Below are 26,009 nucleotides of genomic sequence, written 5' to 3' on the forward strand. Positions count from 1 at the left end.
ATGTTCCGGCGCATCTGCCGCGTTCGCGGCACGCGGCTTATCCGCAGCGTTACGGCTGAACACCGCACGCAGAAATCCACGCGCAGAGCAAACGCCTTTCTGATATTCGCTAAGCGCGTCGCCAGCCGGGGAATCGGTGGATTTGGAGATCGAGCGGGTCACGGCATTCCTCTTCATGTGATGAACGGAACCGCGCCCAACCCTGGGAGGAGGGGTGGGCGAGCACAGGCAAGCTGGAAAACCGAGACGTAACAATCGGCGCGGCCGAAGCCGCTCATGCCTGGCTCGCCCAAGGAGGGATGACGAAGCCAGGCCATAGCAGAGGGCAAGCACCTATGCTTGGCACTTGCCCGTTACGTCCAAGGTTTCCAGGCCTTGATCGCTTCCTCTATGGCACCGAAAGCGATGGCGCTGAGTGTAGTGATGGCCGCTTCGTCGGAGCAAGGGGCGGAACTATAAATCAGAATCGGCGTAAAAACTGCCCCCACGCCTCGTGTTCATGCGGTTCATGCAGTGGCCTGGCGAGTGTGGGCCGGGGTGGGCGGCACAATGATTTACCGTTTGACGCATTTATGTGAGATTGGCGCGCCGCAGGCATTCCGACGAAATGTCGGTACCGCGCGGTTATGCCGCTGCCATCGGCTCAGGAAGGGTTTGTCAGTTACACCAACCATGACTAGACTGGTTCACATGTGACTTTCTGTGCCATCGGCGGGAAACTACCCCGATGGCACCGGCCGTACTCTGGATCCCCCCGACCCTGTGAACCCCAACGATCGCCGACTCGTCCGCCATCTGCTCGTCATTGTCACCATCAAGGTGGCGGTGCTGGGCGCGCTGTGGTGGGTGTTCGTGCGGGACGCCCGGGTGGCGGTCGATGCAGAGCGGGCCGCTGATCGTTTGATCATGACACCGTCAGCAGCGCATGGAGGGCAGCCGTGATATCCGAGCACCTGGTCGATCTTTCCCGGCTGCAGTTCGCGGCCACGGCGTTGTACCACTTCCTGTTCGTGCCGCTTACGCTGGGCATGGTCTGGCTGCTGGTCATCATGGAGAGCGTCTATGTGATGACCAACAAGGTCATCTGGAAAGACATGACGCGCTTCTGGGGCAAGCTGTTCGGCATCAACTTTGCGCTGGGCGTGACCACCGGCATCACGCTCGAATTCCAGTTCGGCACCAACTGGGCGTACTACTCGCACTACGTGGGCGACATCTTCGGGGCGCCGCTGGCCATCGAGGGGCTGATGGCGTTCTTCCTGGAATCCACCTTCATCGGGCTGTTCTTCTTTGGGTGGGACCGGCTCTCCAAAACGCAGCATCTGCTGGTGACGACGCTCATGGCAGTCGGCACCAATCTTTCCGCGCTGTGGATCCTGATCGCCAACGGCTGGATGCAGAACCCGGTGGGTGCGGATTTCAACTGGCAGACCATGCGCATGGAGATGTCGGACTTCTGGGCCGTAGTCTTTAACCCGGTGGCGCAGGCCAAGTTTGTGCACACGGTGTCGGCGGGCTATGTGACGGGCGCGATGTTCGTGCTGTCGATCTCAAGCTGGTATCTGCTGCGCGGGCGCGACGTGGAGTTTGCGCGGCGCAGCTTTCGCGTGGCGGCGGCGTTTGGTCTTGCCAGCGCCTGTTCGGTGATCGTGCTGGGCGATGAATCCGGTTACACCGTGGGCGAAGCGCAGCAAACCAAGATGGCCGCCATCGAGGCCATGTGGGAGACCGAGCCCGCGCCCGCCAGCTTCAACGTGATTGCGTCGATCAACCAGCGCGAGCAGAAGAACAACTGGGCGGTCGAGATTCCGTGGGTGATGGGGCTGATCGGCACGCGCTCGGTGTCCAAGCAGATTCCCGGCATCCACGAGATCAAGGTGCGCAACCGCGGCCGCATCATGAGCGGCATCGAGGCGGTGGCGGCGCTGGAGACGCTGCGCGAGCACCCGGACGATGCGACGGCACGTCAGACACTGCAGATCCATCAGCAAGACCTGGGCTTCGGCCTGCTGCTCAAGAAATACGTGGCCGATGTGCGACAGGCCACGCCCGAGATCATCGACAAGGCCGTCGACGATACGGTGCCGCGCGTGTGGCCGATGTTCTGGGGATTCCGTTTGATGGTCGGCTTGGGCTTCCTGATGCTGGCGCTGTTCGGGTTGTCGTTCTGGACCACGCTGCGCCCGCAGCGCAAGGCGCCGGCGTGGCTGCTGCGCTGGGCACTGTGGATGCTGCCCGCGCCGTGGCTTGCGGCGGAACTCGGTTGGGTGGTGGCCGAGTACGGGCGCCAGCCGTGGACGATCTACGGCGTGCTGCCCACGCACCTGAGTGTGTCGACGTTGAGCGAGGCGAGCCTTTACGGTTCACTGGCGGGCTTTATCGGTTTCTACACGCTGCTGCTGATCGTCGAGATGTATCTGATGGTGAAGTTCGCTCGGCAAGGTCCGGGCAGTCTCGGCACCGGGCGCTATCAGTTCGAACCGACTCACGCCTGAGGAGGACGACATGCTTGATTACCCAACCCTCAAGGTCATCTGGTGGCTGCTGATTGGCGTGCTGTTGATCGGCTTTGCCATCATGGACGGACACGACATGGGCGTCGGCACGCTGCTGCCCTTTGTCGGCAAGACCGACGACGAGCGGCGCGTGATCATCAACACCGTCGGCCCGCATTGGGACGGCAACCAGGTCTGGTTCATCACTGGCGGCGGGGCGATTTTTGCAGCGTGGCCGTTGGTATATGCCACGGCGTTCAGCGGCTTTTACTGGGCGATGCTGGCCGTGCTGTGGGCGCTGTTCTTCCGGCCGGTCGGGTTTGACTACCGCAGCAAGATTCATAACGCCACGTGGCGCAAGGCGTGGGATGTGGGGCTCTTCGTTGGGGGTGCAGTGCCACCGCTGATCTTTGGTGTGGCGTTTGGCAACCTGCTGCAGGGCGTGCCGTTCCATTTCGACCGCTTCATGGTGGTCACGTACACGGGTTCGTTCTGGCAACTGCTCAATCCGTTTGCATTGCTGACCGGCGTGGTGTCGAGCGCGATGATCATCATGCACGGCGGCGTCTATCTCGCGCACCGCACCGAAGGCGTGATCCAGCAGCGTGCCACCAAGGCGGCCACGGGTGCCGCCATCGTGGCGGTGGTCGCGTTCGTGGCGGCGGGGGCGTGGCTGCGCTGGGGCGGCATCGAGGGATACGTCATCAGTTCAGTCATCGACCCGGCAGCGCTCTCCAACCCGATGGCCAAGACGGTTGTGCGCTCGGCGGACGCGTGGTGGCACAACTATCAGGTGCAGCCGTTGCTGTGGCTGCTGCCGCTGGTTGGCGTGGTGGGTGCGCTACTTGCCGTGGCGCTGGCACGCGCCGGCCGCACGCTCATCGCGTTTGTTCTGTCGGCATTGGCGCTGGCGGGCATCATCACCACGGCGGGGGCGTCGATGTTCCCGTTCGTGCTGCCGTCGTCCAGCATGCCGGCCGCCAGCCTGACGGTGTGGGACAGCGTTTCCAGCCACTTCACGTTGGGGCTCATGTTCTGGGTCGCGATCATCTTCACGCCCATCATCGTGCTCTACACGGGCTGGGCTTACCGCGTGATGCGCGGCAAGGTGACGGTGGAACAGATCCACGCCAACGAGCATTCGGCCTACTAGCCGTGAGTCACCGGAGGACATGACATGTGGTACTTCAGTTGGGTGCTGGGCGTCGGCTTTGCCGTGCTGCTGGCCGTGCTCAATGCGATGTGGGGTGAGGTGAGTGATGCACGCGCGGCCAGCGCCACCAGCGAGGAGCGCGAGTGAGCGCACCCGCCGCACCGCGCATCCATCCGGCCAGCTTGGCGGCAGGGTTGATCGTCATGGCGGTCGGCACGGTCTATCCGTACATCGTGACCAATGCCTCGGGCCGCGCCAGTCACGTGCTGGCAATGCTGCTCTTCTGGGCGATGAGCGCGGGGCTGGTGCGCGGCGTGGGGTTCATTCCGCACCACAGGGTGTGGCGCGTCTTGTTTTCAGGGTGGTCGTGCGCATTGGCCCTGACGCTGTTCGGGCTGTTGCGCGTCTTCGGGTGAGGCCCTAGCGCGGCAGGCGGGTTGTGCTGGTGCTGGTTGCGGCGGGCGGCTCGGGGGTGCGTCCGCGCAGCGCATTGCGCAGGCGCCGTACGCCGCGCCATAGCTTGGGCAGCAGCCACACGGCGAGTATCAGCAGCCCCGCCAGCACCACCAGGAACGCAATCGGCAGGAAGAACGCCATCAGCAGCCCGCCGCTGGCGGCGATGTCTTCGCTGAAGGACGCTACCCAGTTTGAGAACGGCTCCGGTGACGCATTGATCAGCGCGCGGGTGCCGGCCTTGGTGGCATGCGCCGTTCCGGCCAACGTGCCGCCGATGAGCCCAGCCGCCACCATCCATTGCGGATCGAGTTGCCCGAACGCGGCTGCCGCCAGGATTGCCCCGGCGGGGATGCGGATGAAGGTCTGGATGCCGTCCCAGACAGAATCGAACCCCGGAATCTTGTCGGCTAGGAACTCTGCCACGGCCAACACCCCGGCCAGCCCGATCACCCACCACGATTCGATCATCTGCAGGCCAGGCGGCAGGTGCAGCCAGCCGGTGCGGCCCAGAACGCCGGCGGCAAACACGGCCAGGTAGAGGCGGAATCCGCTGGTCCAGGACAGGCCTGCGGCCAGCGCGGCGGTTTCCAGCATGGGGTTCTCTGTGGGTCAGGTTCAGGCGAACAGGCTAGCAGCCTGCCGATATTGCAGTGTAGTGCGCTGCCACCCGCGCGGCAGCCTTACAGCAACGACTTCCCTTGCGACAGGATCTTGTCGCAGGCCTGCTTGGTGATCTGCTTCTTGAGGCCGTCGCCGCTCAGGTCGAACTTGCTGCCATCAGAGCCGGTCAGGATGCCCTTGGCACCATCGGCGTAGCCGGCGTCGGAAGCTGGCGCGCCGCCCAGACGGCCGAGCAGCTTGTCCTTGACCGACGCTGCGCCGCTGGCGCCACCCAGGTAGTTGTTCTTGATGCAGAACTCCAGCACCCCGGCCACGTTGCCGGTGCTGCCGGAAGTGAGTGACCCCAGCGACGGCGTGCCGCCCATGCCGCCCATGCCGCCCAGATTGCCTAGGCCGCCAAGGCCCCCGGTGGCGCCTTGGCTGCTGCTGCCACTGCCTTGTGTCGCGCCCTTGATGAGATCACCGATCTGGGCATGTGCGGCCGCTGGCAGCAGCGCGGCGATCAGGAGGGTGATTGCGGCGGTAGTGGTCAGGTGGCGTTTCATGCGGGACTCCTTCGAGGGACGACCGACGGGAGAAGGGGGAATATCCACACCGTAGTGCAGAACCTGGCGAAACGACATGTTGCGCAACGCGCGATGTTCTCGCCATTGTCCACCGCCCAGGCAACAAAAAACCCGGCATGTTGCCGGGTTTTTTGCATTTCGGCACCCGCGCCATCGGCGGGGCGCCAGATGACGCCGATCAGGCAGCCTGGATGTTGGTGGCCTGCTTGCCCTTCGGGCCCTGCGTCACTTCGAACGAGACGCGCTGACCTTCCTTAAGCGTCTTGAAGCCAGCCATCTGGATGGCCGAGAAATGCGCAAACAGTTCTTCGCCGCCTTCGTCAGGCGAGATGAAACCGAAACCCTTGGCGTCGTTGAACCACTTGACCGTACCGATTGCCATACAAACCCCTCCGTGGAAACACAAGTCCGAGCCGGGAGGGGATGCCTGTCGTGTCAGTGCAGAGCGGTACCGCGCAGTCATCGCCGGTTCGCCGTGGTTGGGCACAACGAAAGGCGCGGGTGGAACCGCGCCGCCAGCGATCGGTCTTCTTGTGGCAGCCGCCACAGCCTGATGCGGTTGTCGATCTGTTGTCGACTGGTGTGAGGCCTCCCGGGCTCACCAATCATGAGGCTTGCTGCCAATTGTTTGCGGGGCAGTAAGGCGCACATGTTGAATTCGATTGTTCGAGGAAAGCAACAGACTGTCAAGGCTGTTGAAGGTGGGTTTGTGGCGAAAAACGGTCAGTTTTTGAAGAGGTTTCACTCGAAATCAAGTCGATCGTCCCCACCTGCCGACAATGTTTGGCATTCGGGCCCAGCGGCTGCCCTCTTTCCAGCCTTGGGCTGGCCGGAGGAACGCCCCCCGCCCTGGGTGCCGGTGAACGAACGCAACCCGGGCCAAACCATTTGTAAAGCTTGAACTCGGCGTTATTTCCCCAAATTGCGAAGTCGAAAGGAGTGGTTAGAATAAGACCATGGCAATCCGGCAAGCGACCACTCCACAACACGATTCGGGCACCGTACTAGAGCGGAAAGAGCAAGCGCTCAAACCGCCCGCGATGTACAAGGTGCTGCTGCTCAACGACGACTACACCCCGATGGAATTCGTCGTGATGATTCTTCAACAATATTTCAGCAAAGACCGGGAAACTGCGACACAGATCATGCTGACTGTGCATCGGGAAGGTAAGGGCGTGTGCGGTATCTACACCCGGGATATCGCCTCGACGAAGGTGGAATTAGTGTCAACCCATGCACGGCAGGCGGGCCACCCACTGCAGTGCGTGATGGAGGAAGCATGATCGCGCAAGAACTGGAAGTCAGCCTGCACATGGCGTTTGTCGAAGCCCGCCAGGCTCGCCACGAATTCATTACGGTGGAGCATCTGCTGCTTGCGCTGCTGGATAACCCGACAGCGGCGGAGGTGCTGCGCGCCTGCGCCGCCAACATCGAAGACCTCCGCACGCACCTGAAGAATTTCATCGCCGACAACACTCCGGTGGTGCCCGGCACGGACGAGGTGGACACGCAGCCCACGCTGGGCTTCCAGCGCGTGATCCAGCGCGCCATCATGCACGTGCAGTCCACCTCCAACGGCAAGAAGGAGGTGACGGGCGCCAACGTGCTGGTCGCCATCTTTGGCGAGAAGGATTCCCACGCGGTGTACTACCTGCAGCAGCAGGGCGTGACCCGGCTGGATGTCGTCAACTTCATCAGCCACGGCATCCGCAAGGACCAGGCCGAGCCGGCCAAGCACGGTGACGCCAACCCCGAAGGCGAGGGTGGTGAAGGCAAGGAAAGCCCGCTGGAGCAGTTCACCCAGAACCTGAACGCACTGGCCAAGGCCGGCAAGATCGATCCGCTGATCGGCCGCGAGCAGGAAGTCGAGCGCGTGGTGCAGGTGCTGTGCCGCCGCCGCAAGAACAACCCGCTGCTGGTGGGCGAAGCCGGCGTGGGCAAGACCGCCATTGCCGAGGGCCTTGCGTGGCGCGTCACCAAGGGCGAGGTGCCGGACATCCTGGCGAAGTCCGTCGTCTACTCGCTCGACATGGGCGCGCTGCTGGCCGGCACCAAGTACCGCGGCGATTTTGAACAGCGCCTGAAGGGTGTTCTGAAGTCGCTCAAGGACAACCCGAACGCGATCCTCTTTATCGACGAGATCCACACGCTGATTGGTGCAGGCGCCGCATCGGGCGGCACGCTGGATGCGAGCAACCTGCTCAAGCCGGCGCTGTCGTCGGGCGCGCTCAAGTGCATCGGTGCGACCACGTTCACGGAATATCGCGGCATCTTCGAGAAGGACGCGGCGCTGTCGCGGCGCTTCCAGAAGATCGACGTGGTGGAGCCGTCTGTCGACCAGACCGTGCAGATCCTGCGCGGGCTGAAGTCGCGCTTTGAAGAGCACCATGGCGTGAAGTACGCGGCTTCGGCGCTCACGGCGGCAGCCGAGCTGTCGGCACGCTTCATCACCGACCGCCACCTGCCTGACAAGGCAATCGACGTGATTGACGAGGCTGGTGCGGCGCAACGCATCCTGCCGAAATCCAAGCAGAAGAAGACCATTGGCAAGGCCGAGATCGAGGACATCGTCTCGCGCATCGCCCGCGTTCCGCCGCAAAGCGTGTCGCAGGACGACCGCAGCAAGCTGCAGACGCTGGAGCGCGACCTGAAGTCGGTCGTGTTCGGGCAAGACCCGGCCATCGACGCGCTGGCTTCGGCCATCAAGATGTCGCGCGCCGGGCTGGGCAAGACGGACAAGCCGATCGGCTCGTTCCTGTTCTCGGGCCCGACCGGCGTTGGCAAGACGGAAGTCGCCAAGCAACTGGCGTTCATCCTCGGCATCGAGTTGATCCGCTTCGACATGTCGGAGTACATGGAGCGCCATGCGGTGAGCCGGCTGATCGGCGCGCCTCCGGGCTACGTGGGCTTCGACCAGGGCGGCTTGCTGACGGAAGCCGTCACCAAGAAGCCGCACTGCGTGCTGTTGCTGGACGAGATCGAAAAAGCCCATCCGGACATCTTCAACATCCTGCTGCAGGTGATGGACCACGGCGCGTTGACGGACAACAACGGCCGCAAGGCGGATTTCCGCAACGTGATCATCGTCATGACGACCAACGCGGGCGCCGAGACGATGAACAAGGCAACGATCGGTTTCACCACGGCGCGCGAACAGGGCGACGAGATGGCCGATATCAAGCGCATGTTCACGCCGGAGTTCCGCAACCGTCTGGATGCGACCATCAGCTTCCGCTCGCTGGATGAAGAGATCATCCTGCGCGTGGTCGACAAGTTCCTCATGCAGCTTGAAGAGCAACTGCACGAGAAGAAGGTGGACGCCATCTTCACCGAGAAGCTGCGTCGCTTCCTGGCGAAGAAGGGTTTCGACCCGCTGATGGGCGCGCGCCCGATGCAGCGTCTGATCCAGGATCTGATCCGCAAGGCGCTGGCCGACGAACTGCTGTTTGGCAAGCTGGTCAACGGCGGCAAGGTGGTCGTGGATCTGGACGATGCCGATGCGGTGAAGCTGGAGTTCTCCGAGAACGAGGCGCCGCCGGCACCCGCGCAGGAAGAAGCGGAAGCCTGACGCCAGTCGCTACCAAATGAAACGGCCCGGAGGGTTTGACCTTCCGGGCCGTTTTTTTATGCGCTCACTAGATGTTTAGTGGCGTCCGGTGCTGCCGAAGCCGCCGGCACCGCGTTCGCTCTCGGCAAAATCGTCGACGATGTTCAGCTCGGCTTGCACCACCGGCACGATGACCAGTTGCGCGAGGCGTTCCATCGGATTGAGCACGAAGGCCGTGCTGCCGCGGTTCCACGTGCTGACCATGAGTTGACCTTGATAGTCCGAATCGATCAGGCCGACGAGGTTGCCGAGCACGATGCCATGCTTGTGGCCCATGCCCGAGCGCGGCAGGATCAGCGCCGCGTAGCCGGGGTCGGCCAGGTGGATGGCCATGCCGGTCGGGATCAGGTGCGTGGTGCCGGGTTCGATGGTGAGCGGGGCGTCGATGCAGGCGCGCAGGTCCAGCCCGGCGCTGCCGGTGGTGGCGTACTGCGGGAGCTGTTCGTGCAGGCGGGCGTCGAGGATCTTGACATCGAGTTTCATGCGGGGCAGGCCGAAGAGGTGACAGAAGCCGGGGATGGTAGCGCAAACGCCTCGGCCAGCAGCTCGTACGAGCGCAGGCGGGCCTTGTAGCTGGGCGCGACGGTCAGCACGATGAGTTCGTCGGCAACGAAGCGCTCCTTGATGGCAAGCATCTGCTCGGCTACGGATTCCGGCGTGCCGATGATGCTGCGCGGCCGCTCGCGCATGACGATGGCCTGGTCGCGCTCGGTGTAGACGTGGGCTTCGCCTTGCTCGACGGTCGGGATCGGGCCGTTCACGCCAAGCGCCATCTGCACGCGGCGCAGGTCGACGGCGGCTTCATAGCGGCGCGCTTCGGCTTCGGTGTCTGCGGCGATTACGAAGATGGCAGCAGCGTTGTACGGACGCGCGTCAAAACCCGGTTCGAAATCGGTACGGTACTGCTGCGCGACGACGTGGCCGACGTGCGGATTGATGAAGTGCGCGAAGGCGAAGCGGATGCCCAGGCGCGCAGCCAGCGCGCCACCGAAATCGCTGGAGCCGAGCATCCACAGCTCGGGCTTGGTGTCGATCTCGGGTTGCAGGAGCACGCCATAGGCGGGGTGATCGGGCGGCAGTGTGCCAGTCAGGTGCCAGATCAGTTCCTGCACCTGCTGCGGGAAGATGTCGCCGCGGTTGTAATCGCCCATGGCCACGGCTTGCGCGGTACGCATGTCGCCACCGGGCGCTCGGCCGACGCCCAGGTCGATACGGTTGGGGAACAGCGCTTCCAGCAGGCGGAACTGCTCGGCCAGCTTGAACGGGCTGTAGTAGGGCAGCATCACGCCGCCGGAGCCGACGCGCAGGTGTTTCGTGGCGCTTGCCACGCGGGCAATCATCACCTCGGGCGCGGGGTTGCTCACGCCGCGCAGGCCGTGGTGCTCTGCGCACCAATAGCGCGTGTAGCCGAGCGAATCGGCAAGCTGCGCAAGATCGACCGTCGCGGCGATGGCATCGCTCGCGCTGTGCCCGTAGATGACCGGGCTCTGGTCTAGCACTGACAGGCGGATCGGCGTGCTCATGAGCGCGCTCCCTGCACACGATCGGCAATGGCGGCGACGATCTGGCGCGCGAGCGTCAACTTGTCGGCGCGCGGCAGGCGTGTCATGCCGGCAGCGTCGAACAGCACGACTTCGTTGTCGTCGCGGCCGAAGGTCTGCTGGCCGAGGTTGCCGACCAGCAGCGGAATGCCTTTCCTCTGGCGCTTGGCCTCACCGAACTCTTCCAGTCGCTCCGTCTCTGCCGCAAAGCCGACGCAGAACGGCGCGTTCGCACGGCGTGCGACGCCTGCGAGGATGTCCGGGTTCTGCGTGAACGTGAGCGTCGGCACGTCGGTGTCGTTCTGCTTCTTCAGCTTCTGATCGGCGGCCTGTGCGACACGCCAGTCGGCCACGGCGGCCACGGCAATGAAGATGTCGTTCTTGCTGGTGTCCAGTTCGCGCATGACCGCGTCGTGCATTTGCTGCGCGGTCTGCACATCGATGCGCAGCACGCCGGCGGGCGTGTCCTGATGACATGGCCCGGCGACCAGCGTGACCTCTGCGCCAGCCTGCGACGCGGCGCGTGCCAGCGCAAAGCCCATCTTGCCGCTGGAGAGGTTTGTGATGCCGCGCACCGGGTCGATCGGCTCGAAGGTCGGGCCGGCGGTCAGCAGCACGCGGCGGCCGCGCAGGAGCTTGGGCTGGAAGAAGCCGACGAGCTGCTCGACGATGTTTTCCGGCTCCAGCATGCGGCCGTCGCCGACTTCACCACAGGCTTGGTCGCCGGCATCGGGGCCGAGCAGGGTGACGTCGTCGGCGCGCAGTTGGGCGGCGTTGCGCTGGGTGGCGGGCGCCGCCCACATCTGCCGGTTCATGGCGGGGGCCACGAGCAACGGGCAATCGCGCGCGATGCACAGCGTGGAGAGCAGGTCGTCGGCCATGCCGTGCGCGAGCTTGGCGAGGAAATCCGTCGACGCCGGAGCGACGACGATGGCATCGGCCTCGCGCGAGAGGTCGATGTGCGCCATGTTGTTGCCGACGCGGTCGTCCCACTGCGACGTGAAGACCTGGCGACCGGAGAGCGCCTGCATCGTCACCGGCGTGATGAAGTGCGTGGCGGCGTCGGTCATCACCACCTGCACGGTGGCGCCGGCCTTGGTCAGCAGTCGCACCAGTTCGGCCGACTTGTAGCATGCGATGCCGCCGGTCAGGCCGAGGACGAAATGTTTGCCTTGCAGTTCCATAAAAACCCGCTTGGGAATCCGATTGACGCAATGTGCCTGGGCAGGATACAACCCGGAGCCCGGGTCGCCTGTCGAACAGTGGCGATGATACCGGCTTGCCTTCAGGCGCGTCCGGCGCTCGGATTTTCCGTCAAATGCTCATTCTCGATATGGTTTTACGTCGTTCGGCAGTCCGCAATGTGTTGGCCATGATTGGCGCCTGCGCCATCGTGGCTGTGGTGGTTGGGACCGTGCTCGTGCGCGAGTCCAAGGCTTGGTTGCGGGAGGAATCGACGCCCGCCCACGCGGACGTGATCGTCGTGCTTGGCGGGGAATCGGGCCAGCGTGTGATCGGCGCGGCCGAGCTGTACCACGCGGGCGTCGCGCCGCGCGTGTTCGTGAGTGGGGAGGGCGATTGCCTCCTGATTGAGCGCCGCCTGGTGATGGCCGGCGTGCCGGCTGAGCGTATTGGCCACGAATGCGAATCCGGCAGCACCATGCAGAACGCTCAGATGACGCGCGAGACGCTGGCCGGCCAGCACGTGCGCAGCGCCGTACTAGTCACGAGCTGGTATCACACCGGCCGTGCGTTGAAGGTGTTCCGCAAGGTCTGGCCCGAAGTCGCGTGGGGCGTGCACGGCGTATTCCCGGGCGACACGCTGACCAAGTCATTCCCGATCTACGAAGCCGGGCCAATCCTGGCCGAGTACATCAAACGGGCGTGGTACGCCGTGCGCTATTGGGGTTGAGCGTTCATTCAGCCGGCATGGGCCGCGCGTCGGCGGCCAGGTCGGCGAGCGTCGGTACGAAGCGGATCGTGTTGCGCTTGCTGGACTCGCGCACCCAGTCGCGCAGCGCGCTGCTGGCGTCCAGATGCGCGGAGATGTCGCCCACCACGGCGAGCTTGAGCCGGTAGTTGGTGATCTTCTGCGCGATGCTGCCAGCCAGGCCGGTACGCAGCGCAAAGAACGCGCCATCCAGCCGGTTGACGGGCACCGCGACCATCGTGGCGCCGTGGCCCAGCGCCTCGCCGATCAGGTGGTCGAGCGCATCCTGCTCGCTGGCGATGCGCGGGCCGTCCTCGCTGAGGCACAGCACCGCTTCATCATTCCACTGCTGCAGTTCGGCCACGGCGGCAAGGGCCTCAGCGGCGCACGCGTCGCAGTTCGTCGACGATCAGCAGCACAGCGCCGATGGTGATGCCGCAGTCCGCCACGTTGAAGGCGGGCCAGTGGTAGCCGCGCAGGTAGAAGTCCAGGAAGTCCACCACGTGGCCGTAGATGAGGCGGTCGATCACGTTGCCGAGCGCCCCGCCCAGAATGAGCGCCAGCGCAAAGCAGAACAGCTTCTGCCCGCTGTGGCGCCTGAGCAGCCACACAATGAACAGTGCCGCCGCCACGCCCAGGCCCGTGAAGAACCAGCGCTGCCAGCCGCCCGCCGCTGCCAGGAACGAGAACGCCGCGCCCCGGTTGTATGCCAGCACCAGGTTAAAGAACCCGGTAATCGGGCGCGACTCGCCGTAGGTGAAGGTCTTGAGGATGGCGACCTTGGTCAACTGGTCCAGCAGGATCCAGATGACGGCCAGGCCCAGCCACGGGCCCAGGCCATGACCGCTGCTGCTACGCGAAACTGCTTTGCTCCTGCCGTTGTTGCGGGTTGCCCGAGTTGTTGCCATCACGCAGCGCTCCGTTGTTCACCGGCGCCGAACAGGTTGTCGGTGCAGCGGCGGCACAAAGTCGGGTGGGCCGCATCGTGGCCGACGTCGGCGCGGTAGTGCCAGCAGCGCTCGCACTTGGCGTGGGTCGAGGGCACCACGCTGATCAGCAGGTCGCCGCCTTCCGGCGCACGCTCGAGCTTGGCCGCCGACGTGATCAGCACGAAGCGCAGGTCGTCGCCGAGGCTGGCCAGCGCGTCGTACACCGTGTCGCCCGCCGAGACCGTCACCTCCGCCTGCAGCGACGAGCCGATCTTGCCGTCGATGCGCAGCGCTTCCAGTTGCTTGGTCACTTCGCCGCGCACGTTGCGGATGGCGACCCACTTCTCGAGCAGCGCGCTGGCGCCTTGCGGTACCGGAGCGTTGTAGTAGGTGCTGGTGAAGATGGTGTCGGTGTGCTCCGTGCCGTGCGCAAACACTTGCCAAGCCTCTTCGGCCGTGAACGACAGGAACGGCGCCATCCAGTGCAGCATCGCCTGGGTGATGTGGTATAGCGCGTTCTGTGCCGAGCGGCGTGCGAGCGAATCCGGCGCCGTGGTGTACAGGCGATCCTTCAGCACGTCGAGGTAGAAGCCGCCCAGGTCTTCCGAGCAGAACGTCTGCAGCTTGGCGACCACCGGGTGGAATTCGTACACGTCGTAGTGGGACAGCACTTCCTTCTGCAGCGCATCCGTCATCGCCACGGCGTAGCGGTCGATTTCCAGCCATTGCTCGGTCGGCAGCGCGTGCTTGGCGTGGTCGTAATCCGTCAGGTTGGCGAGCAGGAAGCGCAGCGTGTTGCGGATGCGGCGGTAGCTTTCCACCACGCGCTTGAGGATCTCGTCTGAGATGGCGAGTTCGCCCGAGTAGTCGGTCGAGGCCACCCACAGGCGGATGATCTCGGCGCCCATCTTGTTGGCGATTTCCTGCGGCGCGATCGTGTTGCCGATCGACTTGGACATCTTGCGGCCTTCGCCGTCCACCGTGAAGCCGTGCGTGAGCAGCCCCTTGTACGGCGGCTTGCCGTACAGCATCGAGGCGGTCAGCAGCGACGAGTGGAACCAGCCGCGATGCTGGTCCGAGCCCTCCAGGTACAGGTCGGCCAGCCGGCCTTCCGGCAACTCGGCCGAGGCGTCGTACAAGTCCGCCGCGTGCGAGCCGCGGATGACGTGCCAGTGCGTCGTGCCCGAGTCGAACCACACGTCGAGCGTGTCGCGGTTCTTCTCGTACATATCGGCTTCATCGCCGAGCAGTTCGCGCGGGTCGAGCGTCTGCCAGGCTTCGATGCCGCTCTTTTCGATGCGCTGTGCGACCTGTTCCAGCAACTCAGGCGTACGCGGGTGCAGCGCGCCCGTTTCCTTGTGCACGAAGAAGGCCATCGGCACGCCCCATTGGCGCTGGCGCGAGAGCGTCCAGTCCGGGCGGTTGGCGATCATGTTATGCAGGCGCTGCTTGCCCCACGACGGGTAGAACGCCGTGGTGTCGATGCCGGCCAGCGCGGTCTCGCGCAGCGTGGCGTTGCCGTCGTTGGGCTGCACGTCCATCCCCGCGAACCACTGCGAGGTGGCGCGATAAATGATCGGCGTCTTGTGGCGCCAGCAATGCATGTAGCTGTGGCTGTACTTGTGCGCGTCGAACAGGTTGCCGCTCTGCTCCAGCACCTCGACAATCTTCGGGTTGGCGTCCCAGATCGACAGCCCGCCGAACAGCGGCAGCGTCGATGCATACACGCCGTTGCCCATCACAGGGTTGATGATTTCGGCGTCGGGCATGCCGTGCGCCTTGCACGACTGGAAGTCTTCCACGCCGTAGGCCGGCGCGGAGTGGACGATGCCGGTACCAGTGTCGGTGGTCACGTAGTCGCCCAGGTAGACCGGCGAGGTGCGGTCGTAGCCCGCATCCATCTTGGCCAGCGGGTGATGGAAGCGCACGCCCGAGAGCGCCGCGCCTTCGCACGTTGCCAGCACGGGGCCTTCGAGCTTCCAGCTCCGCAGGCAGGCTTCGACGCGCTCCTTGGCGACGATCAACAGGCCGCGCGGCGTGTCGACCAGCGCGTATTCGATTTCCGGGTGCAGGTTCAGCGCCTGGTTGGAGGGGATCGTCCACGGCGTGGTGGTCCAGATCACGATCCAGCCCGGCTTGGCCTTGAGCACGTCGGCGCCCACATGGAAGGCGCTCGCCAGCGCGTCGATATCGGCAAACGGGAAGCCGACGTCGATCGACAAGTCGGTTCGGTCAGCGTATTCGACTTCGGCTTCCGCCAGCGCTGAGCCGCAATCAAAGCACCAGTTGACCGGCTTCAGGCCGCGGAATACATAGCCCTTCTCCAGGATCTTGCCCAGCGCGCGCACCTCATCCGCTTCGTTGCGAAAGTTCATGGTCAGGTACGGATCGGCCCAGTCGCCCAGCACGCCCAGGCGTTCGAAATCGACCTTCTGGCGGGCGATCTGGCCGGTGGCGTAGGCACGCGCCTTTTCCTGCACTTCCTTGACGGGCAGGCCCTTGCCGAACTGCTTTTCGATCTGGATTTCGATCGGCATGCCATGGCAGTCCCAGCCGGGCACGTACACCGCGTCCAGGCCGGTCAGGCCGCGCGACTTGATCACCATGTCCTTGAGGATCTTGTTGACCGCGTGGCCGATGTGGAGATCACCGTTGGCGTACGGCGGGCCGTCGTGCAGGATGAATTTCTTGGCGCCCTTGCGCGCGGCGCGGATCTTCTTGTAGAGCTGCTTGTCCTGCCATTGCTTGACCCACTGCGGCTCGCGCTTGGGCAGGTCGCCGCGCATGGGGAAGGGTGTTTCCAGCAGGTTGACCGGGTACTTGCTCTTCTCCGGCGTGGGCTTCTTGGCGTCAGACATGGTGTGATGTGGGGCAGATTCGGGCAAATCGGATCGGTGCAGCGCGTCCATCGGTGCAGGGCGCGTGCGCGGTGTGGCGTTCGGGCGGCGGGTGCGTCAGCCGCCTACTGAATTCGGTCGGTGGCCGACGTAGCGAAATCGCGCCGCAGCGCGGGCGATTCACCGGCCGGTGGAATCGGCAGACCGAAGAAGTTGCGCGCGTCGATGCAGTCCTGCGCGATGGCGTCTTTCAGGGCGTCGAGCGAATCGAAGCGGGCCTCGTCGCGCAGCTTCTTCATGAATTCGACGCGCACCAGCTTGCCGTAGACGCTGGCGTGGTAATCGAAGAGGTGCACTTCCAGCAGCACGCGGCCGGAGTCGTCCACGGTCGGGCGCACGCCTATGCTGGCCACGGCCGGCAGCGGCCTGTCGTTCTCCTCGGCCAGCCCGTGCACCTGCACGACGAAGATGCCTGACACGGCCGGCTTGCGGTGCGAAATCCGCAGGTTCAGGGTCGGGAAGCCCAGCGAGCGGCCGAGCTTCTGCCCGTGCACCACGTGCCCGCTGATGGCATAACCATGGCCGAGCAGGCGGCGCGCGTGTTCGAGGTCGCCCTTGGCCAGCGCTTCGCGCACGGCCGAACTGGAGATACGGATGCCGCTCTCCGACACCGAGCCCATCTGCTCGACCTCAAAGCCGAACTGCGCGCCGGCGGCCTGCAGATACGTGAAATCGCCCGCGCGCTTGGCGCCGAAGCGGAAGTCGTCGCCCACCAGCAGCCAGCGCGTGTGCAGGCCGTCGACCAGCACGTTGCGCACGAATTCGGCAGGCGTTTGCGCGGCGAAATGCGCGTTGAAGTGCTCCACGACCACACGGTCGACGCCTTGGCGGCGCAGGCTCTCCAGCTTGTCACGCAGCAACGCAATACGCGTGGGCGCGCGGTCCGGCATGAAGAATTCGCGCGGATGCGGCTCGAAGGTCATGACCGTGAGCGGCAACCCGCGTGCGTCGGCCGCCGCGCGTGCACGGGCCAGCAGGGACTGGTGGCCGCGGTGCACGCCGTCGAAGTTGCCGATGGTCAGCGCGCAGGGCGCGCGACTCTCGGCGTTGGGCAGGCCGCGAAAGACTTTCACGAGAGGCGTCGGTGGTCGAAGAAAAAAGAAACGGTTTTCGTGCCGGATTGGCGCGCTAGTCCGCAAAAATCCAGCAAAACGCACATTATATAAGGGATTGTCCCACCATCGGCGCGCGCCCCGGGGTGTTGCACAATCGCCCGAATGTATGTCCGATTGTGACGGGCTTGCGGCACAATCCGATATCCGGTCTCTTCCCTGCATCCCTTTGAACGCCTCGTTGCGCCTTCTCTTCGCCAAGTTCGGGCTGGCCAGCCGCGCACCGCTCGAGCTCGACGCGCGGGCCAAGCTGCTCGCTGCCGTGCATCGCGGCGCACCCATGGGGATTGCGGCCTCGGTCGTGCTGCCCGCCCTGACGCTCGCAGCGTTCTGGGGTGCCCCGAACCGGCCGGCGCTGTTGGGCTGGAGCCTGATCATGCTGTGCCTGACCGCCTCGGGCCTGCGTTTCTACTTCGGCTACCGGTACGATCTGACCCGCATGACGCTGGCTGCGCACACCCGCAAGTGGTGGACGGGCATGCACGTCATGTCGGCGGTGGGCGGGGTGGCGTGGGGTTGCTCAGCGGGGCTGTACTTGATGTCGCCGTCGCTGGAGTTCAGCAGCCTGCTGATGATCGTCATCATCGGCGTGGCGGCGGGGGCGGTGCTGTCGCAGGCACCGGTGCCATCCAGCTTGCTGATCCTCGGGACGGGCATCCTGGCACCGCACTTCGTGCTGGCCGAGCAGGCGTTTCCGGGCCATGGGCTGTACCTGCGCGGGGTGCTGCTGTTCTTTGCGGCACTGCTTGCGCGGCATGCCGCGAATATCTACAACACGCTGGTGCGCGAGATCCAGCTTGAAAACGAAAGCCGCCAGCTCGCGCGCCGCTACCAGGACGAGAAGCAGCGCGCGCTGTCGGCGTCGGAAGAAAAGTCACGCTTCCTGGCCGCCGCCAGCCACGACTTGCGCCAGCCGGTGCACGCGATCGTGCTGCTGGTGGAGGCACTGCGGGCGCGCAACCAGTCGGAATCGCTGGCGCCGTTGGTGGAGCAGCTCGCTTCGGGCGCGGCGACCATCGACCTGCTGTTCCGCTCGTTGCTGGACCTGTCCAAGCTGGAGAGCCGCAAGACCTCGCCGACGCTGGAGCCGGTGGACCTGGGCGAAGTCATCACCGAGGTGGTCCAGCAGTTCATGCCCGATGCGCGCGCCAAGGGGCTGACCCTGACGCAACGTATTCCGCCGCTGCCCGTGTTTGGCATGGCAGAGCCGGTGCTGCTGCGCCGGGCGCTGTTCAATCTGCTGCAGAATGCGCTGCGCTATACCGAGCGCGGCGGTGTGATGGTGGCGCTGCGCGTGCGCCAGAAGCATCTGCGCATCGAGGTGTGGGATACCGGCATCGGCATCGCGCCGGAACACCAGAAAGACATTTTCTCGTCGTATTACCAAGTCGAGAACCCCGAGCGCGACCCGAGTCAGGGCCTCGGCCTGGGCCTGGCGATCTACAAGGAATGCGTGCGGCTGCTGCGCGGCACCTTTGGCGTGCGTTCGGTGCCGGGGCGCGGGTCGATGTTCTGGATGGCGTTGCGCCCCGTGCCGGCCGAGGTCAAGGCGCCGCTGGCCGCCCAGCCGCGTGCCGAGCAGAAGCGCGCGGTGCTCGATCAGCCGCGCTTCTCGGGCGTGGTGCTGGTGGTGGACGACGACCCGCAGATCCGCAAGGCCTGGCACGCGCTGCTCGAAGCCTGGGGCGTGGAGGTGCACAGCGCCGCCGACGGCGCCGCCGCGGATCAACTGCTTGCGAAGGGCCTGCGCCCGCAGATCATCTTCTGCGACCTGCGCCTGCCCGGCAAGGAAGACGGCCTGCAGTTGCTCGAACGCTGGCAGGTCAGCCATCCGGATGCGCACGCCGTGTTGCTCACCGGCGATCGCAACTCCGCCGCACTGGCGCGCGCCGAAGAAGCCGGCTACCTGCTGCTGGCCAAACCGATGGACCCGAACATGCTGCGCGTACTGCTCAAGCGCTGGCTGCGCGGGCGCGCGGCCGAGCCGCAGGTTGCATACTGAGGAAGCGGTTGGACTGGCGCCGTCGATGGCAGCGCCGCGGAGATCAGGCGATCAAGCCGCGCCGGTCAGGCGGAAGCGCTCCATGCGCGAGATGATCTGGATGCGCGTGCGCACGCCCAGCCGCTGCAGGATCGCCGAGACATGTTCCTTGACGGTGTTTTCCGTCAGGCCCAGTTGGCGCGCGATGGACTTGTTTGGCAGCCCTTCGAGCAGTAGCGCCAGCACCGAGCCTTGACGCGGCGTCAGGCCCAGCTCGGCCGGCGTGATGGGGATGCCGTGCGAGGCGCCGCCCTTGCCGTTGCTGCCGCCAAGGTCGTCTTCCGACGGGAACGACGAATCGCCGCCGAAGATGCCCGCCACGGCCTTGGAGAAGGCATGTGCATCGGCGTGTTTGCCGATGAAGCCGATGGCGCCCAGCGCCTGCGCCTTGGCGACGATCTCGGGTGTGTTCTCGGCTGACATGAAGGCAAAGCGCGCCTCGGGCAGCTTGCCGCGCAGTTCGCGCATCGCATCGAAGCCGGTGCAGTCGGACAACCACACATCAAGCAGCACGACGTCCGGGCGGACGCCGTCATCGACCAGTGCCAGCGCCTGGCGGCGGCCGATGGCTGCGTGCACCTGGACTTCAGGCAAGGCTTGCGCAAGAAACGTGGTCGTGCCAGACAAGGCGAGAGGGTGGTCGTCGACCACCAGCAGGCTACGCAGCGAGCTTGTCATTCTTATTCCCCGGTGAGGGCAGTGCCCTCTTGTTGTTGTACGCGTGCCGACCCGGCGCGGGCGGTGGCCGTCAGGCTTGGTGCCGAACGGCCGTCACGGTTATTGACCGCGCGATGTTGCAGCGCAGGATGCTCCGAGGCTGGATGGCCGTCGGATCATCGCTGGCAGCACACCCGACCCCCGGGCACGCGGACAATTATGGTGTCGAGATTATCAGACCGCAGTGCGACGCGCCAACGCCCTGACGCCCGTTTTTATCGGCTCGGCAGGGTTTTTTCTGAAGCGCGTCGGCTAAATACCACGTTGGCGGCAAAAGCACCCCGGGGGCGGCCCCAGCGCGGTCGTGCACGCGTCACACCGGATTTTCTCGGGGGAGTGCGGCGCACTTGATAAAATGCCGCGATGAAAAACATCGTCATTCTTATTTCCGGACGTGGCTCGAATATGGAAGCCATCGTCCGCGCATGTCAGGCCGAGGGTTGGCCGGGGCGCATCGCGGCCGTGATTTCCAACCGCCCGGACGCCGCAGGCCTCAAATTTGCCGCCTCGCACGGTATTGCCACCGCCGTGGTCGATCACAAGGCTTTTGCCGATCGCGACAGCTTTGATACCGCCCTGGCGCAGGTGATCGACGGCTTTGCGCCCGATCTGGTGGTGCTGGCCGGCTTCATGCGCATCCTGACGCCGGGCTTCGTCACCCATTACACCGGGCGCATGCTGAATATCCATCCGTCGCTGCTGCCGTGTTTCCCCGGCCTGCACACGCACGAACAGGCGCTGGCCATGGGCGTGAAGGTGCATGGCGCGACGGTCCACTTCGTGACCGCCGAGCTGGACCACGGCCCGATCGTGCTGCAGGCCGCCATCGAGGTGCGGCAGAGTGACACGCCCGAGACGCTGGCCGCGCGGTTGCTGACGCAGGAACACGTGATTTACCCCCGAGCTGCGCGCTGGTTTGTGGAAGGGCGCTTGAGCGTTGAGCGAGGCGTGGTGCGAGTTTCGCCGGATGCTTCACAGCTTGTCATTGACGCCAACGCCCGGGAGGCAGCATGAGTCAGGATCGTCAGCGCTCGCGCAACAACGGGGCCGGCAACAAGCGCCCGGGTTCGAGCGGTGGAAGTGGATGGTACCGGGCGCCGCAGGGCAAGCCTCCGCAACGCAGCGCGCCACGTCCCCGCACTGGCGTGCACGGCAGCCATTTCGAACATCTGGACAAGGTGCTCGCCCGCCTGCTGCACTTCGCCGCCCCGGCGGACATGGTCGTCAGCCAGTATTTCCGTGAGCACCACGAACTCGGCCACCGCGAGCGCGGCATCATCGCCGAGGCCGCCTTCGCCGTGCTGCGCCGCAAGGTCGAATTCGGCCAGTTTGCCGAGAGCGGTTTCGGCCCGGCGCGTCGTCGCCTGGCGCTGCTGGGGCTGGCGCAGACTGCTGGCCGCGAGGCCATCGCCCCGTTCCTGACGCCGGTCGAAGCCGAGTGGCTGGACCGCTGGGAGCTTCGCGACCGCGCCGCCCTGGCGCCGCGCGTGCGCGCTAACCTGCCGGACTGGCTGTTCGATGCGCTGGTCGCGCAGCACGGCGCCGACTTTACCGAGGCGCTGGCCCAGGCATGGTTGACGCCGGCGCCGCTGGATTTGCGTGTAAACACGCTCAAGGGCGAGCGCGATGCGGTGCTCGCTACGCTGGCCGAGGCCGGCATTGAGAGCGCGGCGGCGCCGCTGTCGCCGGTGGGTATCCGCCTGGCCGGCAAGCCGGCGCTGAACAAGCTCGACATCTTTACCAACGGCACGGTCGAGGTGCAGGACGAGGGCAGCCAATTGCTGTGCCAATTGCTGGCGCCCAAGCGCGGCGAGATGGTGGTCGATTTCTGTGCCGGTGCGGGTGGCAAGACGCTGGCAATCGGTGCGGCGATGCGCTCGACCGGGCGCCTGTACGCCTTCGACGTGTCGGAAAAACGCTTGTCGAACCTGGGCCCGCGCTTGGCGCGCAGCGGGCTGTCGAATGTGCATCCGGGCCGCATCGACAGCGAGCACGATGCCAAGATCAAGCGCCTGGCCGGCAAGATCGACCGTGTGCTGGTCGACGCGCCGTGTAGCGGCCTGGGCACACTGCGCCGCAATCCAGACTTGAAGTGGCGCCAGTCTGCGCAGGCGGTGGAAGAGATGTCGGCCAAGCAACAGTCGATCCTCGCCTCGGCGGCGCGGCTGTTGAAGCCGGGCGGCCGCCTCGTCTATGCAACCTGCAGCGTGCTGGCGCGCGAGAACCAGCAGGTGGTCGAGCAGTTCCTGGCCGCGCACGAAGACTTCGTGCTCGTACCCGCCGGCGAGGTGCTGGCCGCGCAGAAAATCGCGCTGGAAATGGGCCCGTACCTGGAGCTCTATCCACATGTGCACCAGACCGACGGCTTCTTCGCGGCCGTGCTGGAGCGCCGCGCATGATGCTGCGCCGATTGGGATGGATCCTGGCCGCTGCGTTGGTGTTCGGCGCGGGCGGCATCGCCCAGGCGCGCAACACGCCGCCGGTGCTGGCGGCCAAGGGCACGGTGCAGGCTGCCTTCACGCCTGACGACGACATCGAAGGGCTGCTGGCCGATGTCATCGGCCAGGCTCGCCAGCAGGTGCTGGTACAGGCGTATCTGCTGTCGAACAAGGCGATCACGCGGGCGTTGCTGGCGGCGCATCAGCGCGGCGTGGATGTGCGCGTGCTGGCCGACCGCGAGCAGATGATGCGTGCAAACGGAAGCCGCGTGCCCGAGATCGCCAATGCGGGCATCCCCGTCTGGCTGGAGGTGCGCTACAAGAACGCGCACAACAAGGTCATCGTGATCGACCCGCACGGGCCGAATCCGGTGCTGGTGACCGGTAGCTTCAACTTCACGCAAACCGCGCAGCGCGGCAATGCCGAGAACGTGCTGATCGTGCGCGGCGATGCTGACCTCGCGCAGCGTTACGCAGCCAACTGGCAGAAGCACCTGGGCGATGCATTGCCCTATCGCACGCAGTGAGCGCGCTCAATAGCCGGTGTCTCCGATGAACGGATTGCCCCTGAACCACATCGCGCTCGGCCACATGATCGGTGACATCGTCAGCGATCTGGGTGGCCCGCGCTTTATCTGGCAACTCGTGGTGCTGGTGCTGCTGCTGGGCGTGGCCTGGCTGGCGGCACGACCGCTGGCGCGGCGCCTGCATGCGCGCCATGTGAACGACACGTTTGCGCAGCGTTTTGCATGGTCGAGCCTGGAGCGGGCGATGTTCCCGCTGATCGGCTGGCTGCTGGTGCTGGGCGCGCGCTACGCGCTGGTCGGCGTCATGCCCATCAGCGTGTTCCGGCTGGCGGCGGTGCCGTTGTTCGGCCTGGCGATGTTGTATCTCGCGTTTTACGTGCTGCGCCGCGTGCTGTCTGCCAGCGGCAACCTGCACGGCATGCTGGTGCTGGTCGAGCGCGTGCTGACCACGCTGATGTGGGTCGGCATGGCGCTCTACGTGCTGGGTGTGCTGGGCGATGTGGTCGATTACCTGGAGAGCATCCAGTTCTCGATTGGCGGCAAGCAGAAGGTGAACCTCGCGGCCATGTTGATGGCGGCGGTGTGGATCCTGCTCACCGTACTCATCGCGATGTGGTTCGGCTCGTGGCTGGATGGCCGCCTCTCGCGTTCCAAGGCCTTGGATGCGAACCTGAAAGTGGTGCTCTCGCGCGTGGCCCGCGCGGTGCTGCTGGTGGTGGCGTTGCTGCTGAGTCTGTCGCTGGTTGGGATCGACCTGACGGTGCTGTCGGTGTTTGGCGGTGCGCTGGGCGTGGGGCTGGGCTTTGGTCTGCAGAAGATCGCCAGCAACTACGTCTCAGGCTTCATCATCCTGCTCGAGCGCTCGCTCAAGCTGGGCGACCAGATCACGGTTAGCAACTTCACCGGCATCGTCACGCAGATCCGCACCCGCTACACCGTGGTGCGCAACGGCGACGGCGACACGCTGGTGCCGAACGAATTGATGGTCGCACAGGCCGTGCAGAACCATAACGAGCGCGGCACGGTGCGGGTGGCGGTGCGCGTGCAGGCTTCGTATGCGGCCGATCCGGAGTCCGTGCTCGCGTTGCTGGTGCAATGCGCCGAGGGCGTCCCGCGCGTGCTGACCGAGCCGGCGCCGGCCGCGTTCATGGCCCTGTTTGCCGACAGCGGCATCGAATATGAACTGGGCGTGTGGATCAACGATCCGCATAACGGCAAGCTGGGGGTGCAGTCCGGCTTGAACCGGGCGATCTATCGTCGCTTCAAGGAAGCAGGCATCGAGATCCCATATCCGCAGCGTGAGGTGCGCGTGCTGGGGCCGCAGGCGCTGCGGCAGGGGGCTTCGGGTGATGTAGGCGCCCCATCAGCCAATCCATCCGCGTCGGCCTAGCACTTCTCGCCAGGAACGATGCCCTTTGTTTTCGGTCAAATTGGCGGTTTTCCCCCATGGATTAGAAGGGGTATTCGGTTAAAATGCCGGGTGCTCCCATAAAGGATCAGACGGCGCCGTCGCAATGATTTCCACTTGCGGCAAAGCACCGCAGATATCTTGCATTGCGCAGGGGCGGAGGTCATATGACCGGTGCGGCTGGAAGCCCACCGATGTGACGCGCAAGCCGGGTGCCCGCACCCGATCCCCGCCAAGACGACCCGCTGTCGTGATCCTGCGACAGCGGATGGCCTGAAGAGGCAGCATCGTCACTTTCGACTTAGGCTGCCTCAATCACCCCGAGTTGACCACGGAGAACACTTTGATCGACTCCTTCCTGAATTTCCTTGCCAACGGCACGCTGGACTGGGCCTGGTGGCAAATCCTGATCTTTACGCTGGTGGTGACTCACATCACCATCGCGAGCGTCACCATCTTCCTGCACCGCTGCCAGGCGCACCGTGCGCTGGACGTGCATCCCATCGCCGGGCATTTCTTCCGCTTCTGGCTGTGGCTGACCACCGGCATGGTCACCAAGGAATGGACCGCTATCCACCGTAAGCACCACGCCAAGTGCGAGACCGAAGACGACCCGCACAGCCCGCAGACGCGTGGCATCCGCAAGGTTCTGTTCGAAGGCGCCGAGCTGTACCGCGCCGAGGCCAAGAATACGGAAACCATCCAGAAGTTCGGCCACGGTACGCCGGATGACTGGATCGAGCACAACCTGTATTCCAAGTTCACCTGGCAGGGCGTCGGCCTGATGCTGATCCTGGACGTGCTGATGTTCGGCGCGCTCGGCCTGACAGTGTGGGCGGTGCAGATGCTGTGGATCCCGATCCACGCCGCCGGCATCATCAACGGCCTGGGCCACTACTGGGGTTATCGCAATTTCGACTGCGAAGACGCTTCGACCAACGTGTCGCCGTGGGGCATCATCATCGGCGGCGAAGAGCTGCACAACAACCACCACACGTATGCCACGTCGGCCAAGTTCTCGGTCAAGTGGTACGAGTTCGACATCGGCTGGGGCTACATCCGCGCGCTGGAGATTATCGGTCTGGCCAAGGTCAAGAAAGTGGCGCCAAAGGCACGCTTTGGCGATGTAAAGCCGGTCGACCAGAACACGCTGGAAGCCATCATCGCCAACCGCTACGACGTGATGGCTCGCTACGCCAAGACCGTCAAGGCTGCCTACCGTCAGGAACTGGCCAAGCTGAAGGAGTCGCGCGATGTTGAATACCGTGCGCTGAAGCCGGCCCGCAAGTGGTTCCACCGCGACGAGGCCAAGCTGGGCGCACCACAGCGCGAACAGCTCTCGCAGATTGTCTCGGATCATTCCTCGTTGCACACCTTTGTGGAAATGCGTCGTGAGCTGGGTGCCCTGTGGAGTCGTTCGAACGCCACGCGTGAGCAACTGTTGAATCAACTGCAGGATTGGTGCAAGCGCGCCGAGGAAAGCGGCATCCACGCGCTGCAGGAATTTGCCCAGCGTCTGCGCCGTTACGCCTGATCTGGTTGTTTCATAGGTGAAGCCCCGCTCCGCAGCG

The 26,009-nt window shown here is 64.9% G+C and carries 25 protein-coding genes; 14 read left to right on the top strand and 11 right to left on the bottom strand.

Annotated features, from left to right (window positions below; translation table 11 throughout):
• Positions 1 to 762 precede the first annotated feature (762 nt).
• Genes cydP through B4F51_RS16000 form a run of 5 tightly spaced genes read left to right on the top strand, consistent with a single transcriptional unit; the run spans position 763 to position 4,064 of the window.
• Positions 763 to 942 (top strand): cytochrome oxidase putative small subunit CydP, encoded by a 180-nt coding sequence (gene cydP / locus B4F51_RS15980; protein WP_296227102.1) that lies wholly within the window; start codon positions 763 to 765, stop codon positions 940 to 942.
• Positions 939 to 2,495, top strand: a complete 1,557-nt coding sequence (locus tag B4F51_RS15985; protein ID WP_296227104.1) for a cytochrome ubiquinol oxidase subunit I — start codon at positions 939 to 941, stop codon at positions 2,493 to 2,495. Before cydP ends, B4F51_RS15985 begins: the two co-directional genes overlap by 4 nt.
• Before the next feature lie 10 nt (positions 2,496 to 2,505).
• Positions 2,506 to 3,648, top strand: a complete 1,143-nt coding sequence (gene cydB, locus B4F51_RS15990) for a cytochrome d ubiquinol oxidase subunit II (protein ID WP_296227106.1) — start codon at positions 2,506 to 2,508, stop codon at positions 3,646 to 3,648.
• A gap of 24 nt (positions 3,649 to 3,672) precedes the next feature.
• Positions 3,673 to 3,795 carry a cytochrome bd-I oxidase subunit CydX gene (gene cydX, locus B4F51_RS15995; protein WP_296227108.1) on the top strand — a complete coding sequence of 41 codons (123 nt, stop codon included), beginning with the start codon at positions 3,673 to 3,675 and terminating at the stop codon, positions 3,793 to 3,795.
• Positions 3,792 to 4,064 carry a cyd operon YbgE family protein gene (locus B4F51_RS16000; RefSeq protein WP_296227110.1) on the top strand — a complete coding sequence of 91 codons (273 nt, stop codon included), beginning with the start codon at positions 3,792 to 3,794 and terminating at the stop codon, positions 4,062 to 4,064. Before cydX ends, B4F51_RS16000 begins: the two co-directional genes overlap by 4 nt.
• Positions 4,065 to 4,068: 4 nt before the next feature.
• On the opposite strand, the gene B4F51_RS16005 is transcribed toward B4F51_RS16000, so the two are convergent.
• The 3 genes from B4F51_RS16005 to B4F51_RS16015 form a co-directional block, all read right to left on the bottom strand.
• The gene (locus B4F51_RS16005; protein WP_296227111.1) at positions 4,069 to 4,698 is read right to left on the bottom strand and encodes a DUF4126 domain-containing protein; all 630 of its coding nucleotides are present in this window, start codon (positions 4,696 to 4,698) and stop codon (positions 4,069 to 4,071) included.
• An 86-nt stretch (positions 4,699 to 4,784) separates the two neighbouring features.
• The gene (locus tag B4F51_RS16010) at positions 4,785 to 5,270 is read right to left on the bottom strand and encodes a DUF2501 domain-containing protein (protein WP_296227113.1); all 486 of its coding nucleotides are present in this window, start codon (positions 5,268 to 5,270) and stop codon (positions 4,785 to 4,787) included.
• A 199-nt stretch (positions 5,271 to 5,469) separates the two neighbouring features.
• Positions 5,470 to 5,673 carry a cold-shock protein gene (locus B4F51_RS16015; protein WP_295496637.1) on the bottom strand — a complete coding sequence of 68 codons (204 nt, stop codon included), beginning with the start codon at positions 5,671 to 5,673 and terminating at the stop codon, positions 5,470 to 5,472.
• Positions 5,674 to 6,247: 574 nt separating this feature from the next.
• Here B4F51_RS16015 and clpS point away from each other — a divergent pair.
• Complete coding sequence (gene clpS / locus B4F51_RS16020) at positions 6,248 to 6,574, top strand: ATP-dependent Clp protease adapter ClpS (RefSeq protein WP_296227116.1); 327 nt, start codon at positions 6,248 to 6,250, stop codon at positions 6,572 to 6,574.
• Positions 6,571 to 8,859 carry an ATP-dependent Clp protease ATP-binding subunit ClpA gene (gene clpA / locus B4F51_RS16025; RefSeq protein WP_296227118.1) on the top strand — a complete coding sequence of 763 codons (2,289 nt, stop codon included), beginning with the start codon at positions 6,571 to 6,573 and terminating at the stop codon, positions 8,857 to 8,859. Before clpS ends, clpA begins: the two co-directional genes overlap by 4 nt.
• Before the next feature lie 75 nt (positions 8,860 to 8,934).
• Here the strand turns inward: clpA and dut are convergent, their stop codons facing one another.
• Genes dut through coaBC form a run of 3 tightly spaced genes read right to left on the bottom strand, consistent with a single transcriptional unit; the run spans position 8,935 to position 11,623 of the window.
• Positions 8,935 to 9,381 (bottom strand): dUTP diphosphatase, encoded by a 447-nt coding sequence (gene dut / locus B4F51_RS16030; protein ID WP_027680720.1) that lies wholly within the window; start codon positions 9,379 to 9,381, stop codon positions 8,935 to 8,937.
• Positions 9,378 to 10,421, bottom strand: a complete 1,044-nt coding sequence (locus tag B4F51_RS16035) for an LLM class flavin-dependent oxidoreductase (RefSeq protein WP_296227122.1) — start codon at positions 10,419 to 10,421, stop codon at positions 9,378 to 9,380. The genes dut and B4F51_RS16035 overlap by 4 nt, the downstream gene beginning before the upstream one ends.
• Positions 10,418 to 11,623, bottom strand: coding sequence for a bifunctional phosphopantothenoylcysteine decarboxylase/phosphopantothenate--cysteine ligase CoaBC (coaBC, locus tag B4F51_RS16040; RefSeq protein ID WP_296227124.1), 1,206 nt, complete (start codon positions 11,621 to 11,623; stop codon positions 10,418 to 10,420). The genes B4F51_RS16035 and coaBC overlap by 4 nt, the downstream gene beginning before the upstream one ends.
• 149 nt (positions 11,624 to 11,772) lie before the next feature.
• Here coaBC and B4F51_RS16045 point away from each other — a divergent pair, with 149 nt between their 5' ends.
• Positions 11,773 to 12,351 carry a YdcF family protein gene (locus tag B4F51_RS16045; RefSeq protein ID WP_296227125.1) on the top strand — a complete coding sequence of 193 codons (579 nt, stop codon included), beginning with the start codon at positions 11,773 to 11,775 and terminating at the stop codon, positions 12,349 to 12,351.
• A gap of 4 nt (positions 12,352 to 12,355) precedes the next feature.
• On the opposite strand, the gene B4F51_RS16050 is transcribed toward B4F51_RS16045, so the two are convergent.
• The 4 genes from B4F51_RS16050 to B4F51_RS16065 form a co-directional block, all read right to left on the bottom strand.
• Positions 12,356 to 12,733 (bottom strand): DUF4180 domain-containing protein, encoded by a 378-nt coding sequence (locus B4F51_RS16050; protein WP_296227126.1) that lies wholly within the window; start codon positions 12,731 to 12,733, stop codon positions 12,356 to 12,358.
• A 13-nt stretch (positions 12,734 to 12,746) separates the two neighbouring features.
• Positions 12,747 to 13,277 (bottom strand): signal peptidase II, encoded by a 531-nt coding sequence (gene lspA / locus B4F51_RS16055; RefSeq protein WP_296227127.1) that lies wholly within the window; start codon positions 13,275 to 13,277, stop codon positions 12,747 to 12,749.
• A complete protein-coding gene (gene ileS / locus B4F51_RS16060) occupies positions 13,277 to 16,156 on the bottom strand; it encodes an isoleucine--tRNA ligase (RefSeq protein WP_296227129.1) in 2,880 nt (959 codons plus the stop codon). Before ileS ends, lspA begins: the two co-directional genes overlap by 1 nt.
• 104 nt (positions 16,157 to 16,260) lie before the next feature.
• Positions 16,261 to 17,268 (bottom strand): bifunctional riboflavin kinase/FAD synthetase, encoded by a 1,008-nt coding sequence (locus B4F51_RS16065; RefSeq protein ID WP_296227131.1) that lies wholly within the window; start codon positions 17,266 to 17,268, stop codon positions 16,261 to 16,263.
• A 208-nt stretch (positions 17,269 to 17,476) separates the two neighbouring features.
• Here B4F51_RS16065 and B4F51_RS16070 point away from each other — a divergent pair, with 208 nt between their 5' ends.
• On the top strand, positions 17,477 to 19,309 hold the full coding sequence (locus B4F51_RS16070) for an ATP-binding response regulator (RefSeq protein WP_296227133.1): 1,833 nt from the start codon (positions 17,477 to 17,479) through the stop codon (positions 19,307 to 19,309).
• Between the two features lie 51 nt (positions 19,310 to 19,360).
• Here B4F51_RS16070 and B4F51_RS16075 read toward each other — a convergent pair whose 3' ends face one another.
• A complete protein-coding gene (locus B4F51_RS16075; protein WP_296227134.1) occupies positions 19,361 to 20,026 on the bottom strand; it encodes a response regulator transcription factor in 666 nt (221 codons plus the stop codon).
• Positions 20,027 to 20,428: 402 nt separating this feature from the next.
• On the opposite strand from B4F51_RS16075, the gene purN reads away from it, so the two are divergent.
• From purN to B4F51_RS16100, 5 genes are all read left to right on the top strand, one after another.
• On the top strand, positions 20,429 to 21,079 hold the full coding sequence (gene purN, locus B4F51_RS16080) for a phosphoribosylglycinamide formyltransferase (RefSeq protein WP_296227138.1): 651 nt from the start codon (positions 20,429 to 20,431) through the stop codon (positions 21,077 to 21,079).
• Positions 21,076 to 22,464 carry an RsmB/NOP family class I SAM-dependent RNA methyltransferase gene (locus B4F51_RS16085; RefSeq protein ID WP_296227140.1) on the top strand — a complete coding sequence of 463 codons (1,389 nt, stop codon included), beginning with the start codon at positions 21,076 to 21,078 and terminating at the stop codon, positions 22,462 to 22,464. Before purN ends, B4F51_RS16085 begins: the two co-directional genes overlap by 4 nt.
• On the top strand, positions 22,461 to 23,030 hold the full coding sequence (locus tag B4F51_RS16090; protein ID WP_296227141.1) for a phospholipase D family protein: 570 nt from the start codon (positions 22,461 to 22,463) through the stop codon (positions 23,028 to 23,030). The genes B4F51_RS16085 and B4F51_RS16090 overlap by 4 nt, the downstream gene beginning before the upstream one ends.
• A gap of 25 nt (positions 23,031 to 23,055) precedes the next feature.
• Positions 23,056 to 24,420: a mechanosensitive ion channel family protein gene (locus tag B4F51_RS16095; protein ID WP_296227143.1), complete on the top strand. Its 1,365-nt coding sequence runs from the start codon at positions 23,056 to 23,058 to the stop codon at positions 24,418 to 24,420.
• 361 nt (positions 24,421 to 24,781) lie between these two features.
• Positions 24,782 to 25,972, top strand: coding sequence for a DesA family fatty acid desaturase (locus tag B4F51_RS16100; RefSeq protein ID WP_296227145.1), 1,191 nt, complete (start codon positions 24,782 to 24,784; stop codon positions 25,970 to 25,972).
• Positions 25,973 to 26,009: the final 37 nt, after the last annotated feature.

Source organism: Ralstonia sp. UBA689, from assembly GCF_002298975.1.
GTDB lineage: Bacteria > Pseudomonadota > Gammaproteobacteria > Burkholderiales > Burkholderiaceae > Ralstonia.

Excerpts from the sequence above, each read along its gene's own strand:
- B4F51_RS16010 (WP_296227113.1), bottom strand. The coding sequence starts at position 5,270 with ATGAAACGCCACCTGACCACTACCGCCGCAATCACCCTCCTGATCGCC.
- lspA (WP_296227127.1), bottom strand. The coding sequence starts at position 13,277 with ATGGCAACAACTCGGGCAACCCGCAACAACGGCAGGAGCAAAGCAGTT.
- B4F51_RS16035 (WP_296227122.1), bottom strand. The coding sequence starts at position 10,421 with ATGAGCACGCCGATCCGCCTGTCAGTGCTAGACCAGAGCCCGGTCATC.
- B4F51_RS16075 (WP_296227134.1), bottom strand. The coding sequence starts at position 20,026 with ATGACAAGCTCGCTGCGTAGCCTGCTGGTGGTCGACGACCACCCTCTC.
- purN (WP_296227138.1), top strand. The coding sequence starts at position 20,429 with ATGAAAAACATCGTCATTCTTATTTCCGGACGTGGCTCGAATATGGAA.
- B4F51_RS16085 (WP_296227140.1), top strand. The coding sequence starts at position 21,076 with ATGAGTCAGGATCGTCAGCGCTCGCGCAACAACGGGGCCGGCAACAAG.
- B4F51_RS16090 (WP_296227141.1), top strand. The coding sequence starts at position 22,461 with ATGATGCTGCGCCGATTGGGATGGATCCTGGCCGCTGCGTTGGTGTTC.
- B4F51_RS16045 (WP_296227125.1), top strand. The coding sequence starts at position 11,773 with ATGGTTTTACGTCGTTCGGCAGTCCGCAATGTGTTGGCCATGATTGGC.
- clpA (WP_296227118.1), top strand. The coding sequence starts at position 6,571 with ATGATCGCGCAAGAACTGGAAGTCAGCCTGCACATGGCGTTTGTCGAA.
- coaBC (WP_296227124.1), bottom strand. The coding sequence starts at position 11,623 with ATGGAACTGCAAGGCAAACATTTCGTCCTCGGCCTGACCGGCGGCATC.
- B4F51_RS16005 (WP_296227111.1), bottom strand. The coding sequence starts at position 4,698 with ATGCTGGAAACCGCCGCGCTGGCCGCAGGCCTGTCCTGGACCAGCGGA.
- cydX (WP_296227108.1), top strand. The coding sequence starts at position 3,673 with ATGTGGTACTTCAGTTGGGTGCTGGGCGTCGGCTTTGCCGTGCTGCTG.
- dut (WP_027680720.1), bottom strand. The coding sequence starts at position 9,381 with ATGAAACTCGATGTCAAGATCCTCGACGCCCGCCTGCACGAACAGCTC.
- B4F51_RS16015 (WP_295496637.1), bottom strand. The coding sequence starts at position 5,673 with ATGGCAATCGGTACGGTCAAGTGGTTCAACGACGCCAAGGGTTTCGGT.
- B4F51_RS16095 (WP_296227143.1), top strand. The coding sequence starts at position 23,056 with ATGAACGGATTGCCCCTGAACCACATCGCGCTCGGCCACATGATCGGT.
- cydB (WP_296227106.1), top strand. The coding sequence starts at position 2,506 with ATGCTTGATTACCCAACCCTCAAGGTCATCTGGTGGCTGCTGATTGGC.
- clpS (WP_296227116.1), top strand. The coding sequence starts at position 6,248 with ATGGCAATCCGGCAAGCGACCACTCCACAACACGATTCGGGCACCGTA.
- ileS (WP_296227129.1), bottom strand. The coding sequence starts at position 16,156 with ATGTCTGACGCCAAGAAGCCCACGCCGGAGAAGAGCAAGTACCCGGTC.